This window comes from Acidimicrobiales bacterium, assembly GCA_035533095.1.
GTDB lineage: Bacteria > Actinomycetota > Acidimicrobiia > Acidimicrobiales > Palsa-688 > DATLUM01.
This window is the reverse complement of sequence record DATLUM010000004.1, coordinates 1-14,031: the sequence shown is the minus strand read 5'-3', so window position 1 is coordinate 14,031 and position 14,031 is coordinate 1. Positions and strand designations below refer to the sequence as shown.

The following is a 14,031-nucleotide window of genomic DNA, read 5'->3' as shown; positions in this document are numbered from 1 at the left end:
TGTGGCTGAGCTAGACCGCGGCCCGCAGAAGTGCCTCGTTGGGGTGCTCGGGCAGCTTGTCCAGCGGAGTCGAGAGCTCGTCGACCGTGGGTCCGTACTTGGCGGCGAGTGGTGCCAGGGCGTCCATGTCGAAGTCGTAGAACTTCGCTGCGTTGCCGCCCAGGAAGGCCCGCAGATCTTCCTCCGGCTTGTCGTGGAACAGCTGGCGGAGATGCTCGCGTGTGTAGGGATGGGTGCCTTCGTCGTGGGGGTAGTCGCTGCCCCACATGAAGTGGTCCCCGCCTAGCTGCATGAGAGCGATGGCGTCCGAAGGTGTGGGCTGGCTCACTCCCACCCAGCAGTTGCGGTGGAAGTACTCGGTCGCCGAAAGGGGAAGGATCATGTCGTCGCTGAAGCGCAGCTCACCGACCGCCTTGTTGACACGGATGCGCTCGAGCAGGTCGTCGAGACGGCGCAGGAGCGGCGGGATCCAGGAACAGCCGGTCTCGGTCATGACGAACCGGATCCGCGGGAACCGCTCGAACACTCCACCGACGAGCAGCTGCTGGAACGGCCTCTGCGAGTAGAACGGCACCTCGGCGATCATCAGCACAGCAGACGACGGCGTCTTCGCGTACTCGGGGGTGCCGGTCCCTCCGTGGCTCGAAATCGGGATATCCAGGTCCTGGCACACCGCCCACAGAGGGTCGTAGTCGGGATGGTGCAGCGGCTTGATCCACTTCACGTCCGGTGGGATGTTCGGCAGGAGAACACCGCCGCGCAACCCGTGTTCCTTGATCCAGCGGACGTCTTCGATCGCGTCGTCGATGTCGTTGAGGAAGATCTGGCCGATGCCGGCCCGCCGCTCGGGGTATTCGGCCACGAAGTCGGCGCACCAGCGGTTGTGGGCATGGACTCCTGCGCGTCTGCGCGTGTAGTCCTCCGCTGAGGGTTGGGTCGCGAACAGAACGAAGCTCGGAAAGAACGGAGGGATGGTGTTGGGGAACAGCACCTCCGCCACTACACCGTCGCGTTCCTGATCGGCCCAGCGCCGCTCGCTGTCCCAGTTGCGGATCCTGAGGTCCGTGTCCTTGAGGTCCTTGTAAGGGTTTCGGTAGCGGCCGCGCCACTCGTCGAACTCCTCGCGGAAGGCGGGATCCAGGTAGTCCCGGTACTGTGCGTGGCTTCCACCTGTGTGGGTGTCAGCGGAGATGATCGTGTAGCGGTCGGCGGTGGATGGCATCGTCTCTCCTGGCCCTCCCAGCTTCGGTCAGCGCGGCCTCGACGGTCGATCACCGGCGAGTGGTAGTAGAAGCATATTACAGTTTTGGGCCCGGGGCCAGCCTCCCGAGCGGCTTTTGCCAGTGCAACCGTCTTCCATGTTCGGACGCCGCGACACAGTTGCCGAAGTCGATGCGTTTTAACGGGGGCGCAGGGGTATGGTGACAGTAGCGGCACGTAGTCACAACAACTCTGGCCGCCAGCAGCGAGCCCGGCCCCGGGAGCCCCACCCGCCATCCCGGCCGGGCTCGTGGTCTGCCTGGGCTAGGTCCGATCCTCGGCCAGCAGGTCGCGAAGCAGGGTTCTCTGCACCTGGCCCGTCGCCGGCGTCCGCGGGATCCGTTCGACCGCCACGACGGCTCGAGGGTGCTTGTACGGCGCAAGCCTTGCTCCGATGTGGTCACGGAGATCGCCGACGGCGGGGACGGCGTGCCCGGGTGCGCACACGACGGCCGCTGTCACGGTCTCACCCCATGTGCGATCGGCGATGCCCACCACCGCGACGTCCTCGATGCCGGGGTACCCCCGCAGCGCCGCTTCGACCTCTGCCGGGGACACCGTCTCGCCGCCGGTTCGTATGACCTCGCGCACTCTGCCTGTTATGTACAGATACCCGCGCTCGTCCATCACGCCCAGGTCACCTGTGTGGTACCAGCCGTCGCGAAGCGCGGCTTCGGTCTCCTCGGCGCGGTTGAGGTATCCCGTCATTACAGTCGGGCTCCGGTAGAGGACCTCGCCCGTGCCGTCGACACGGATGATCCCCGGGGGGGCCGCGCGGCCCACGCTCCCGGGGTGGTCAGGGATGTCGCGGTCGAGCAGTGTGGTGTGGTGGCCGCCTTCGGTCGACCCGTAGAGGACCGAGGTGGTCGCTAGTGGCATCCGCTCCTTTAGCCGTGCAAGCAGGTCAGGCGGAGCGGCCGAGGTTCCCGTGTCCGCGTGGAGGATTGATGAGAGCTCTTCTCCCTTCGCGCTCTCCAGGACGCGCTCCCAAACGGCGGGTATGCAGTACATGGCCGACGGTCGCCGGCGCGACGCGACGGAGGCAAGCGTCTCGCCGTCGAAACGGTCGCACGCGTGGAACGCGCACCGGTGGTGCCACGATTCGAGGACGTAGTGCCAGCCGCCGTAGTGGAAGAGTGGAAAGGCCGCGAGGATCCCGCCGTCTCCGCGCAGCCCGTCGGCAAAGGTGGACCCTCCGGGGAAAGCCCTCAGCCAGGAGGCGCTGTGGCTCACCACGACCCCTTTGGGTGCGCCGGTTGTCCCGCTGGTCAGGTACACGATGTGCGGGTCGGAGCCGTCCAGGTTCACTGGGGCGAGAGCCCCTTGCGCCTGTTGCGCCAGCGTCACGAGCGAGGGCAGGGGAGAGCGCCCATCGGCGTCGATCACCACCGATACCCCAGTGAAGACCGCCGATGCCCTCTCCGCCAGTCCCTCGCCGGCGACGAGCAGGCGCGGTTGGAGGTAGTCGAGAGCGGAACTTGCCTCGGTGTCGCTGAACGCGGGGTTGAGTGACGCGAACACCGCGCCCACGCGCGCCGATGCGGCGAAGCCGGCAATCGATGTGAGGCTGGGTGGCGACCACCAGGCGACGATGTCACCGCGCCCGACTCCAGCAGCGGCAAGCGCGGCGGCGAGCAGGTCGGCAGATGCGTCGAGGTCGGCGAAGGTGACCTCGCGTTCGCCGAGTGTGGCCGCGATGCCATGTGGATCCAGGGTGGCGGCCGAAGCGAGAAGATCTCCGATGAGAAGCTCCACGCGAGGAGGGTAGCGCGCGACTGGAACCAGGTTTCAGTTGGGAGGGGTGCGGGTGGTAGGGTCGCGTCGTGCAACGCGAGGTGATCCTCACGGGTATAGGGGGCCAGGGCGTGCAGCTCGCCGCAAAGACGCTTGCAATGGCCGCCACCGCCGAGGGTCGCCAGGTGATGATGAGCTCGCACTACGGGGGCGAGATGCGGGGTGGCCAAACCGAGGCGTCCGTCGTGGTGGCAGACCGCGGGCTGCGGGCCGTGCCGATCCTCGAGACGGCATGGTCGGCGATGGTCATGCACGGCCGGTACTGGCCGGGAGTGGCCCCTCGCCTGCGCCAAGGCGGTGTGGCCGTCGTGAACACCACGATCGCTCCCGACATCACCGCGGGCCCAGGCGGGATCGTCGGGATCGCGGCCGGGGACATAGCAGGGGAAATCGGGGCACCGATGGCAGCCGGTTTCGTGCTGCTGGGCGCGTACGCGACCGCAACCGGCATTGTGGGCACGGACTCACTCGTTGAAGCGATGCGCGAACTCGTGCCGCCGTACCGCACACAGCACATCGCGGCCAACGAGGCCGCGATACGCGCTGGGGCCGACGCGACCCCTGCGTCCCATCCCGCCTGGTCCGAGGTCGCCGCGTGAGCGAGACGGTGGTCTCGAGGGGCACCGTCACCATCGACACCGAACGATGCAAGGGTTGCGAGCTCTGCATAACCGCTTGTCGCCCTGGGGTCCTGTCGATGTCCGAAGCCGTCAACGCGACCGGATACCGGTTCCCCCTGCTATCGCCCGGGTGCACGGCGTGCCGAGCCTGCCGCGACGTCTGCCCGGACTACTGCTTCGAGGTGTTCCGCTTCGACACTCCGGTGAGCGAGCAACTCTGATGTCACCTCGCCTTCTTCAGGGCAGCGACGCCGTAGCCCACGCGGCGATAATGGCGGGCTGCCGTTTCTTCGCCGGCTACCCGATGCTCCCGTTCACCGAGCTTCTCGAAGCCATGGCCCGCCGCATGCCGTCAGCCGGTGGGGTCTGCATGAATGCCGAGAGCGAGATCGAGGCGGTCAACATGGCGCTCGGGGCCGGAGCCGCCGGCGCCCGCTCCGCCACCGGGTCCTGCGGCCAGGGCATCGCTCTCATGCAGGAGGCGATCGCCGAAGCCGCGCTCAACGAGGTGCCCTTCGTGGTGTTCAACATGGCCCGCGGCCAGCAGGACTACTTCCAGGCCACGCGCGGCGGCGGTTGGGGCGACTACCGGACGCTGTGCCTCGCACCCAAGGACGTGGCCGAAGCGGTCGAGCACACCCAGCTGCTGTTCCACCTGGCCGACCTCTACCGTGCACCGGTCACCATGTACGGCGATTACCTCATTTCCCACACCTACATGAGCGTCGACGTCGAGCCGCTCAGCTTGGGCGCCCTGCCGCCGAAGGACTGGGCTCTGGACGGCTCCCTCGGTGGCACCGGCAGGTCGCGCCAGATCTGGACCTGGGCCATGGGCAAGGCTGACAATCCCGGCCCGGGACCGGACCTCCACTGGCAGCACATCGCGACCAAGTTCGAGGAGATGGCGAGAGCGGAGCAGCGGTCGGAGTCTTTTTCCTGCGAGGATGCCGACACAGTGATCGTCTCCTTCGGCACCGCCGCGCCCTTCGTCGAACAGGTCGTCGGCGAGCTGCGCGACAAGGGGACGAGGGTCGGCTGTTTCAGGCCCATCACCCTCTGGCCGTTCCCGGAGTCCGCACTCGCAGAGGCGGCGCGCAACGCGTCGCGTGTTCTCGTATTCGAAGTCAACGCCGGCCAGATGATCGACGACGTGAGGCTGTCGATCGGCGGGCGAATCCCCGTCGTGCCGGTCGGCAGGGTGAGCATCGACTTCTCCGGGATGCGCCAGGGCGAGATCCTCTCCGTAGGGTGGATCCGCGACCGTGTCACGGACCTGATCGCGCAAGGAGCCCTCACATGACGACCCCCCCCGTCCCTGCAGGGAGGAAGGTCGCCGAAGCATTGGCGCCCTTGCAGATATCCGGCGAGCACCATCTCTGCCCCGGTTGCGGTCACCCCGTCGCGTGGCGGCTGATGCTCGAGGCGATATCCGACCTGGACCTTCAGCGCCGCGCGATCGGGGTCGTCGGCCACGGCTGCTACACCAACATCGTCTCCCTGGCAGACATCGACTTCCTGCAGTGCCTCCACGGCCGGGCGCCGGCGGTCGCCACCGGCATCAAGAGAGTCCGGCCCGGCGCTGCGGTCTTCACCATCCAAGGAGACGGCGACGTCGCGAGCGAAGGCCTCGCCGAGGTCCTCCACGCCGCGGCACGCGGCGAACGGATCACAACGATCATGCTCAACAACGGCGTCTTCGGAGACACCGGCGGCCAGATGACCGCCGCGTCGGTCCTCGGCCAGCGCACCAAGACGAGTCTCGACGGACGAGATCCCGGCGACCACGGTTACCCCGTGCCCGTCGCCGAGCTCGTCGCCGCCCTGCCCGGAGCTGTCTACGTCGCGCGCGGTGCCGTCAACAACGCCGGCTCGATCGCGAAGACGAAGCGCTACATCAAGCGGGCGTTCGAGCTCTCGGCCGCAGGTGAGGGATTCACGTTTGTGGAGGTGCTCACCATGTGCCCGACCGGCTGGTTCCTCCCGACCCTCGAGGGTCCCGGCTACATCGAGGACACCTTCGAGAAGACATTCCCGATCGGCGCGCTCAAGGGGAGCTGACCGGCTCGGTCAGGCTCGGGTACGGCCGCTGCTGCACGTCCTCGACCAGCCGTCCCAGCAAAGACGACAGCCTTTCAACATCCTCGACCGGCCATTCCGACAGAGCGCGGCGCATGTGGCGCCAGATCACCTCGCGCATCCTGTCGAAGGTCTCTGCGCCCGGACCGGTGACTTCGACGACGGTCACCCGCCCGTCTTCGCTGCTCCGGTTGCGCGACACCCACCCGGATTCCTCCAGCTGCCTCAGCAACCTGGTCACCACAGCCGGGTCGAGATCCAGCATCGACGCCAGCTGACCCGGCGACGTGGGACCTTCCTCGACGATCCTGCCGAGCAGCCGCAAGCCCTGCTGCGATATCGACACCCCTGCGGCCGAAGCGAGTTGCTGGTGGATCCGCCGGCTGCCCTCCAGCCGGAACAGGGCCTGGATCGCGGCCGTGACACCGTCCTTGGGGTCCAGGAGATCCTTCGAGTCCAGCGGGCCGGTCGGCACGGGACCCACGGTAGCGGGTCGTTGACTTCGGTCAAGGATCTGTCTGGTAACTTTCGCCCGATGGGACGGCTTGACGGGAAGGTGGCCTTGATCACGGGAGCCGCCAGGGGGCAGGGGCGCTCGCACGCGGTCCGTTTGGCGGCCGAGGGCGCACGGATCGCTGGGGTCGACATCTGCGCGCCGCTGCAGGTGGAGTACGAGCCCGCGACACCCGACGATCTCGCCGAGACCGTACGGCTGGTCGAAGCACAGGGTCAGTCGATGATCGGCCTTCGGGGTGACGTTCGGATCCTCGCCGACCTGCAGAAGGCCGTCGCCGCGACCCTCGAGGCGTTCGGCCGGATCGATGTCGTCGTCGCCAACGCCGGGATCCTGACAGCGGGCCTGCTATGGGAGCTTTCCGAGGAGCAGTGGCAGGACATGATCGACACCAACCTGACGGGGGTCTGGCACACGATCAAGGCGACGGTCCCGGCGATGATCGAGCAGGGGAGCGGCGGGTCGATCATCATTGTGAGCTCCGTCGCTGGTCTGAGCGGGACGCCGTTCGTCGGTCACTATGTCGCGGCCAAGCACGGAGCGGTTGGACTGTCCCGTGCCCTCGCCAACGAGCTCGGCGCCCACCGCATACGCGTCAACTCCGTCCACCCGGCCGCGGTGAACACCAAGATGAACGACGGCCCCACGCTGCCCGATCTCATCAACCGATTCTCCGACACGCTCGGTCCGGTGTTCATGACCAGCCTGCCGTACTTCATGATGGAACCCGAGGCTGTATCCAACGCCGTCGCGTTCCTCGCATCCGACGAGAGCAAATACATCACCGGTGTGCAGGTGCCCGTCGACATGGGCACGCTCAACCGCTGACGATTCAGCCTTCCGGTTTTGGGTAGTCATGCAGATCGCCAAGCGACTATCCCTGGTCGTAATGGTCACTCCAACGATCTCCGACTAAGCGCCTACGGCGAATGCGGATGGTCCGCGGGAGGATCGCAGGGCGTAGCATCTTCGGGCGGCCCGGTGATTGCACGGGCCGGTGACGGGGAGGGACCGGATGCAGACCGATGCCGCGGTGTTGTGGGAGATCGGCACGGAGTGGAAGATCGAGCGGATCGACCTGGACGGCCCCAAGGAAGGCGAGGTGCTGGTCCGGCTCGCCGCGTCGGGCATGTGCCACTCGGACGAGCACGTCGTCACCGGTGACTCTCCGATGCCCTTGCCGATGGTCGGCGGCCATGAGGGCGCCGGCGTCGTGGAGGCTGTCGGCCCCGGCGTGACCGCACTTTCGCCCGGCGATCACGTGGTGACCAGCTTCCTCCCGGCGTGCGGTCGTTGCCCGTCGTGCAGCAGCGGCCACCAGAACCTCTGCGACCTGGGAGCGCTCCTCCCGGACGGCTTGCAGATCACCGACGGCACCTCACGGCATCGCGCCGGCGGTCAGGACCTCCGGGCCATGTGCATGGTCGGCACCTTCGCACACTGGACCGTCGCCAACGAGGCTTCCTTCATCAAGATTGACCCCTACATCCCGCTCGACCTCGCGTGCCTGCTCGGGTGCGGCTTCACAACCGGATGGGGATCGGCGGTGTACCGGGCCGACGTGCGGCCGGGTGAGGACGTGGCCGTCGTCGGGGTCGGAGGCCTCGGGTCAGCCGCCGTGCAGGGAGCCAGCCTGGCCGGAGCCAAGCGGATCTTCGCGATCGACCCCGAGCCGTTGAAGCGTGAGTCGGCGATGCGATTCGGAGCGACTCACACAGCCGCTTCCATCACCGAGGCCTTCCCGCTGATCCAGGAAGAGACCTGGGGCCGCATGTGCCACAAGGTGATCGCGACGATGGGAGTCGGCAAGGGCGAACTGGTCGCGCCGATGATGGCGCTGGTCGCCAAGCGGGGACGCGCGGTCATGACCAACGTGCACAACGCCTTCGAGACCGACGTGAAGCTGAGCATGGTCGACCTGATGTTCATGGAGAAGGAGATCGTCGGCTGTCTTTACGGTTCCGCGAACCCCCGGGCCGACATTCCCCGTCTCGTGGACCTCTACAAGCAAGGTCAGATCGATCTGGACGGGATGGTGACGCGCACCTACCCGCTCGACGGCATCAACGAGGGCTACGCGGACATGCGGGCAGGCCGCAACATCCGCGGCGTGCTCGTCTACCCGAAGTAGCGCCGAGCGCCCTCGTACTGGCTCGCCAAAGGCGAGGACCAGATCTTGATCTCCTGCACCACGCTGCCGGTCTGCGGAGCGTGCAGCATGAGGCCGTTGCCCGCGTAAATGCCGACGTGATGGATCTGGCCTCCGGAAGCGAAGAACATCAGGTCTCCGGGCCGGAGCTGGTCTCTCGCGACGGGGCGACCTTCGGACGCCTGGTCGCCGGCGTCGCGGGCGAGGGTAATGCCGAACTGGCGGTAGATGGCATAAGTGAGGCCCGAGCAGTCGAACCCGTAACCCGACGTGCCCGCCCACAGGTAGGGGAGACCGAGGAACTTCTCGGCTTCCCCGAGAACCGCTTGCGGTGTTATCGGCGGCGGTGCAGGCCTCGCTTCGTTACCCGGCAGGAAGCGCTTGCCGTAAGGAGTCCATACGACGTAACCGCCGGGGGTGGACGAGAGAATCGGCAGCCGCGTCCCGTACGAGAGGGACGGATCGCCGGCGCCGGCTATAGGCTGGGACACGGTCGCGTACGCACCGGTAGCGGGCGGCGCGTCGAACGTGATCTGCGACAGCGGCATCCAACCTTCCACGCCGTCGGTATACACACTGCCGGTCTGATCCTGGACCAGTACGTCCGCCCAGTCACCGGAGATCTCGACGACCGTGAGGGGTTCATCGAGGAGCGCCTGGGTCGCCATCGTGTAGTCGAGTTCGAGCTTGCTCGAGGTGTCCATCGAGGAAAGCCAATCGGCGACCGCGGGTTGCGCCTGGACGACCAATCGGTCCACGGGCCGAGTGAAGCCCGGCTGGTTCCACAGCGTCGCCACCGGCACCGCGACCCAGGCCTGCCTTCCCTGCCCGACCCGCTCCTCTATGAAGGTGTGGCGCGCCGCGCTAGTCGGTCCTGCCGACTGGGTGGCGGCCGGTGGCGCGGACACGGCCTTGTGCACCGACACCGGGCGCGATGCGCTGCCTCCGCACGCCTCTACCACCGACACGAACCCGCCGAGGAGAGCGACGATCGCTGCCAAACGCCGCATCGCTGGCTCGAAAGTAGCCCCTCAGGCCGGCGCCGGATATCCCCCGGGCGCTAGTTGATGGGGATTTGTGCCGGTCAGTTCGATGATCGTTCGCATCCTTTTGCTCCTTCGCTACCCTCAGTTGGGTGTCGCCGGGCGGGGCGACGCCCCGGTGGTTGTGTAGGCGCCGGCGACGCCACAGCCGCATCAGGGATCTGGCACACGACGGGATTGTTGAGCGAGACGGCAAGCGGCTGGCCGTGGTGGGCGACGGTCATCGGCTCCCCGTCGAGCAGGGTGTACGTGGCGGCCGCGGCCCGTATGTCTACGGCCAGGCGTCGCCGGCGCACGGAGATCCTGAATGCAAGCCTGGACAGTTGCTCAGGAAGCCGGGGAGCGAAGCTCAAGGTGCCGCCCCGATCGCGCATGCCGGCCAGACCGGCCACCAGGGCGGTCCAGCTGCCGGCGAGTGAGGCTATGTGCAGGCCATCGCGGGTGTTGTGCTCCAAGTTCTCGAGGTCCATGAGGGCCGCCTCAGCCAGGTAGTCATAGGCCAGTTGGACGTGGCCGACCTCGGCGGCGATCACCGCCTGGGTGCATGCAGAAAGCGAGGAGTCCCGGACAGTGACGGCTTCGTAGTACGCGAAGTTGCGGGCTTTCTGCTCGGCGGTGAACGCGTCGCCGCGGCGGTGCATGGCCAGGACCAGATCCGCTTGCTTGACCACCTGCTTGCGGTACAGGTCGAAGTAGGCGAAGTGCAACAGGAGCGGGTACTGCTCAGCCGTGGTGGCGGCGAAGTCCCAGAGCTGGTGGTTGGTGAACCCCTCGGCCTGGGGGTGGACCCCGAGTCTCTCGTCGTAGGGGATGTACATGGCCTCGGCCGCCTCACGCCATCCGGTCGTTTCTGCCTCGTCGATGCCGAGCTCGGTTGCCCGGTCGCGGTGGCGGCCGGCGATCTCGGCGGCGGCGCGCAGGTTCTGCTGGGCCATGAGGTTGGTGTAGACGTTGTTGTCGGCGATGGCGCTGTACTCGTCAGGCCCGGTGACGCCGTCGATCCGGAACCGGCCCTGGGCGTCGCGATGCCCAAGGGAGCACCACAGCCGTGCCGTCTCAGTTAGCAGCTCGAGGCCCACGGAACGCTCGAAGGCCTTGTCGTCGGTGGTGTCGAGGTATCGGATGACGGCGTCGGCGATGTCGGCGTTGACGTGGAACGCGGCCGTGCTGGCCGGCCAGTAACTGGAGCACTCTTCGCCCTGGATGGTCCGCCACGGGAAGGCCGCGCCCGCGAGCCCGAGCTGCCTGGCGCGCTCGGTGGCCAAAGCCAGGGTGGAGTGGCGCCAGCGCAAGGCGTGGGCGACGGTCTCGGGGGCGATGTGGGTGAGCATCGGCAGCACGAAGGCTTCGGTGTCCCAGAAGCAGTGCCCGTCGTAGCCGGTGCCGGTCAGGCCTTTGGCGGCGATCGCTCTGCCCTCGGCCCGGGCGCCGGCCTGCAGCACGTGGAACAGCGAGAACCGCACCGCCTGCTGTATCCCGGCGTCGCCGTCGAGCTCGACGTCAGCGCGCTCCCAGAAGGCGTCGAGGTAGGCCCGCTGATCGGCGAGCAGGCCTTCCCAGCCGCTCTGGACCGCCCCGGCGAGCGCAGCGTCGGCCTGGTCGCGCACAGCCGGTATCGACCGGGACGCGGACCAGCCGTAGGCGACGAACTTGACCAGGCGCAGCGGCTGTCCCGGTGCGATCTCGGCGGTGATGGTCGTACGGCCGAGGTGGGGGAAGCTTTCGGAGCTCACGTGGGTTCCCGCCGGCCCGTCGACGACGTGATCCATCACCGCCGCGACGCACAGACCGCTTCGCCGCGTGGAGTGCACGAGCCCCGCCCGGGCGGCTTTGGCGGCGTGCTCTTGTTCCACCAGGGGCGCCTCGAGCGCGGCCGCCACCCGAGGGTCGCCGTCAGGCGAGGGGAGCTGCTCGTTGGCCACCAGCTCGGACTGCACGACCACCCGCAGCGGCCCGTCGAGGGCCTCGACCTCGTAGCAGATGGCCGCGACCGACCGTTGCACGAACGACACAAGCCGGGTCGAGCGGACCCGCACCGCGGAACCGGCCGGCGACGCCCACTCCGCGGCGCGCTCCAGCACGCCGGCCCGGAAGTCGAGGCAGCGTTCATGGGAGCGAAGCTCGCCGTAGCGGACGTCGAAAGGCTCGTCGTCGACCAGCAGGCGGATGAGCTTGCCGTTGGTCACATTGATGGCGGTCTGGTCGGACTCCGGGTTCCCGTAGCCGGGTTCCCCGTACGGGAGTGGGCGCAACTCGTAGACGCCGTTGAGGTAGGAGCCGGGCAGGCCGTGCGGCTCTCCCTCGTCCAGGTTGCCGCGCCAGCCGATGTGCCCGTTGGCCAGGGCGAACACCGACTCGCCCTGTGCGAGGACCGACAGGTCGAGCTCGGTCGCCCGCAGGCACCACGGCTCGACCCTGAAGGCGGGGTGGCTGATCATGAGGACTCCATCAGTTCGGCCAGGTCGCGCACGACGACGTCCGCACCGTGGGCTCTTAGCTCAGCCGCCTGGCCAGCCCGGTCGACGCCGACCACGAAGCCGAACCGCCCTGCCCGGCCCGCTGCCACTCCGGCCAGGGCATCCTCGAAGACCGCGGCGTCGCCCGGGTCGACCCCGAGGGCCCGGGCTCCCGCGAGGAACAGGTCGGGGGCGGGCTTGCCGGCCAAGTGGTCGCGCTCCGCGGTCACGCCGTCGATACGCGCGTCGAAGAGGTCGTCGATGCCGGCGGCCACTAGCACGTCGGCACAGTTGGTGCTGGACGAGACCACCGCCGGGCGCAGCCCGGCGCCCCGGACGGCCCTGACGTAGCGAATCGACCCCTCATACGCTTCGACGCCGTCGCTGCGGAGCCGGCGAAGGACGATCTCGTTCTTGGCGTTGCCCAGGCCAAGTATCGTCTCGGCGCCGGGCGGGTCGCCGGGGCTTCCCTCGGGCAGTTCGATGCCTCGGGAGGCGAGGAACGAGCGGGTGCCGTCGGCGCGGGGCTTGCCGTCCACGTAGGCGTCGTAGTCGCCGACGGGGTCGAAAGCCAAGAAGGCTTCGCGGGTCTTCTCGGCCCGGGCCTCGAGGAAGGCGTCGAACATCTCCTTCCACGCGGCCGCATGGACCTTCGCCGTCTGGGTGAGGACACCATCGAGGTCGAACAGGCACGCCTCTATCCGGGTTGGAAGGCCGAGCGCATGGTCACTCACGGAGCATCCGGGCGAGTACCTCGGCCTCGCTGATGTCGGGCTGCTTGGTGGCGGTAAGCAAGGTCAGCGTCCGGTCCTTCGCCAGCTGTCGCAGGTGGGCCAGAGTGTCGGATCGCGCGCGTTGTTTCAGCTCGGCGTGGTAGCGGCGGGTGAACTCCTCGAACCGCGAGGGGTCGTGGCTATACCACTTTCGCAGCTCGGTCGAAGGTGCCACCTCCTTGCACCACTCGTCGAGATGGGCCTTGTCCTTGGTCAACCCCCGCGGCCAGATCCGGTCGACCAGCACCCGGGCCCCATCTGCGGGCGCCGGCGTGTCGTAGACCCGGCGTACCCTTACCTCCTTCTTCGCCATCGCGAACCTCCTTGGGATCGTTCACGTTCATGCCCGCCCCGGTCAGCTCCCGGATAAGCCGGGGAACGGCTCTTCGAGGGACACCAGCACGTGGGCGGCGCCGGCCGCTCTCAGCTCGTTGGCGGAGTAGTGGCCGCTAGCTACTCCCACCGGCACGGCCCCTGCCGCCTTGGTCGCCTCCATGTCGTGGGGGGTGTCGCCTACGACGTACACATGGGCCGGTGTGAGCTTCTCGTGTAAGCGGGTGGCCTTTTCGATGGCCAGGCGGGTCAGCTCGGCCCGGTCGGGCGAGTCCGAGCCGTAGGCACCGAAGATGAAGAATCGGTTGAGGTTGGCGGGAGCGAGCTTGGTCCGTGCTGCGCCTTCCATGGCACCAGACACCAGTCCGAGCATGACCCCGGCCTGCCCCAGGTGCACCAGGGTCTCCTCCGCGCCGGCGAGCACGCGGTAGCCCTCGGATTTCCAGATGTCGTCGGCCAGGTGCAGCAGGTAGGCGGCGTAGAGCTTGCCGAGCTCGTCCGCGCTGGGGTCACGGCCGATGACTCCTTTGAACGTGGCCCGGGCCACCTGTGGGTCGGTCTCGCCGGCCGAGCTGTGCTCGCCGATATCCGCGGGGATGTCGTACAGCTTCTGGAATGCCGCTTTCCAGCAGCGCGCCCCCGACCCGCCGGTATGAACCAAGGTCTCGTCCACGTCGAACAGCACGACCATCGCCTCGGCGGTCTTGGCCTCGTCATGGCTCTTTTTCATCGTGGCCTCCGAAGCCTTTGCGCCTCGGTCATCTCAGTCGTACCCCTCCACGTCGTGGTGACCGTCTGCCCAGACGGTTGGGCCGTGGGATGAGAGCAGCGCCGTGCGCACCGTCGCGCATGGCGTCGACGCTACGTCTCGGCCGCGCTTGATTAGTGCTGAGACAATCATGGCTCCTGGGAACCCACATAGGGCCTTGCCGCCGTCCACAGTGCGCCGTCAGCCCGCCGAGATCGGGGGGCACACCTCATGTATCCAATGGCCGTCTGGTAGCCGCCTCACA

At 67.7% G+C, this 14,031-nt stretch carries 14 protein-coding genes; 6 read left to right on the top strand and 8 right to left on the bottom strand.

Features of this window, described 5'->3' with window-relative positions:
- Window positions 1-10 precede the first annotated feature (10 nt).
- Window positions 11-1,222, bottom strand: a complete 1,212-nt coding sequence (locus tag VNF71_00490; protein HVA73025.1) for an amidohydrolase family protein — start codon at window positions 1,220-1,222, stop codon at window positions 11-13.
- Window positions 1,223-1,524: 302 nt separating this feature from the next.
- Complete coding sequence (locus tag VNF71_00485) at window positions 1,525-3,015, bottom strand: class I adenylate-forming enzyme family protein (GenBank protein ID HVA73024.1); 1,491 nt, start codon at window positions 3,013-3,015, stop codon at window positions 1,525-1,527.
- A 68-nt stretch (window positions 3,016-3,083) separates the two neighbouring features.
- Between VNF71_00485 and VNF71_00480 the strand changes: the two genes are divergently transcribed.
- The 4 genes from VNF71_00480 to VNF71_00465 are packed head-to-tail and all read left to right on the top strand — an operon-like array spanning window position 3,084 to window position 5,732.
- Window positions 3,084-3,653: a 2-oxoacid:acceptor oxidoreductase family protein gene (locus tag VNF71_00480; protein HVA73023.1), complete on the top strand. Its 570-nt coding sequence runs from the start codon at window positions 3,084-3,086 to the stop codon at window positions 3,651-3,653.
- A complete protein-coding gene (locus tag VNF71_00475; GenBank protein ID HVA73022.1) occupies window positions 3,650-3,895 on the top strand; it encodes a 4Fe-4S dicluster domain-containing protein in 246 nt (81 codons plus the stop codon). The genes VNF71_00480 and VNF71_00475 overlap by 4 nt, the downstream gene beginning before the upstream one ends.
- On the top strand, window positions 3,895-4,974 hold the full coding sequence (locus tag VNF71_00470) for a transketolase C-terminal domain-containing protein (protein HVA73021.1): 1,080 nt from the start codon (window positions 3,895-3,897) through the stop codon (window positions 4,972-4,974). The genes VNF71_00475 and VNF71_00470 overlap by 1 nt, the downstream gene beginning before the upstream one ends.
- Complete coding sequence (locus VNF71_00465) at window positions 4,971-5,732, top strand: thiamine pyrophosphate-dependent enzyme (protein ID HVA73020.1); 762 nt, start codon at window positions 4,971-4,973, stop codon at window positions 5,730-5,732. Before VNF71_00470 ends, VNF71_00465 begins: the two co-directional genes overlap by 4 nt.
- Here the strand turns inward: VNF71_00465 and VNF71_00460 are convergent.
- Window positions 5,719-6,225, bottom strand: coding sequence for a MarR family transcriptional regulator (locus VNF71_00460; protein HVA73019.1), 507 nt, complete (start codon window positions 6,223-6,225; stop codon window positions 5,719-5,721). The two genes, VNF71_00465 and VNF71_00460, sit on opposite strands and share 14 nt — an antisense overlap.
- 60 nt (window positions 6,226-6,285) lie before the next feature.
- Here VNF71_00460 and VNF71_00455 point away from each other — a divergent pair, with 60 nt between their 5' ends.
- Both VNF71_00455 and VNF71_00450 read left to right on the top strand, forming a co-directional pair.
- On the top strand, window positions 6,286-7,092 hold the full coding sequence (locus VNF71_00455) for a mycofactocin-coupled SDR family oxidoreductase (GenBank protein ID HVA73018.1): 807 nt from the start codon (window positions 6,286-6,288) through the stop codon (window positions 7,090-7,092).
- A gap of 187 nt (window positions 7,093-7,279) precedes the next feature.
- Window positions 7,280-8,395 (top strand): NDMA-dependent alcohol dehydrogenase, encoded by a 1,116-nt coding sequence (locus tag VNF71_00450; protein ID HVA73017.1) that lies wholly within the window; start codon window positions 7,280-7,282, stop codon window positions 8,393-8,395.
- On the opposite strand, the gene VNF71_00445 is transcribed toward VNF71_00450, so the two are convergent.
- The 5 genes from VNF71_00445 to VNF71_00425 form a co-directional block, all read right to left on the bottom strand.
- The gene (locus VNF71_00445; GenBank protein HVA73016.1) at window positions 8,383-9,423 is read right to left on the bottom strand and encodes a C40 family peptidase; all 1,041 of its coding nucleotides are present in this window, start codon (window positions 9,421-9,423) and stop codon (window positions 8,383-8,385) included. The genes VNF71_00450 and VNF71_00445 overlap by 13 nt on opposite strands.
- A gap of 74 nt (window positions 9,424-9,497) precedes the next feature.
- On the bottom strand, window positions 9,498-11,894 hold the full coding sequence (locus VNF71_00440) for a glycoside hydrolase family 65 protein (protein ID HVA73015.1): 2,397 nt from the start codon (window positions 11,892-11,894) through the stop codon (window positions 9,498-9,500).
- Complete coding sequence (locus tag VNF71_00435; GenBank protein ID HVA73014.1) at window positions 11,891-12,646, bottom strand: HAD-IA family hydrolase; 756 nt, start codon at window positions 12,644-12,646, stop codon at window positions 11,891-11,893. Before VNF71_00435 ends, VNF71_00440 begins: the two co-directional genes overlap by 4 nt.
- Entirely contained in the window at window positions 12,639-12,998 is a 360-nt protein-coding gene (locus VNF71_00430) for a DUF488 family protein (GenBank protein HVA73013.1), read from the bottom strand. The genes VNF71_00435 and VNF71_00430 overlap by 8 nt, the downstream gene beginning before the upstream one ends.
- 42 nt (window positions 12,999-13,040) lie before the next feature.
- Window positions 13,041-13,748 carry an HAD family hydrolase gene (locus tag VNF71_00425; GenBank protein ID HVA73012.1) on the bottom strand — a complete coding sequence of 236 codons (708 nt, stop codon included), beginning with the start codon at window positions 13,746-13,748 and terminating at the stop codon, window positions 13,041-13,043.
- Window positions 13,749-14,031 lie beyond the last annotated feature (283 nt).

Coding starts and splice junctions, on each gene's coding strand:
- VNF71_00490 (HVA73025.1), bottom strand. CDS start 1,222: ATGCCATCCACCGCCGACCGCTACACGATCATCTCCGCTGACACCCAC.
- VNF71_00470 (HVA73021.1), top strand. CDS start 3,895: ATGTCACCTCGCCTTCTTCAGGGCAGCGACGCCGTAGCCCACGCGGCG.
- VNF71_00465 (HVA73020.1), top strand. CDS start 4,971: ATGACGACCCCCCCCGTCCCTGCAGGGAGGAAGGTCGCCGAAGCATTG.
- VNF71_00455 (HVA73018.1), top strand. CDS start 6,286: ATGGGACGGCTTGACGGGAAGGTGGCCTTGATCACGGGAGCCGCCAGG.
- VNF71_00450 (HVA73017.1), top strand. CDS start 7,280: ATGCAGACCGATGCCGCGGTGTTGTGGGAGATCGGCACGGAGTGGAAG.
- VNF71_00445 (HVA73016.1), bottom strand. CDS start 9,423: ATGCGGCGTTTGGCAGCGATCGTCGCTCTCCTCGGCGGGTTCGTGTCG.
- VNF71_00440 (HVA73015.1), bottom strand. CDS start 11,894: ATGATCAGCCACCCCGCCTTCAGGGTCGAGCCGTGGTGCCTGCGGGCG.
- VNF71_00430 (HVA73013.1), bottom strand. CDS start 12,998: ATGGCGAAGAAGGAGGTAAGGGTACGCCGGGTCTACGACACGCCGGCG.
- VNF71_00425 (HVA73012.1), bottom strand. CDS start 13,748: ATGAAAAAGAGCCATGACGAGGCCAAGACCGCCGAGGCGATGGTCGTG.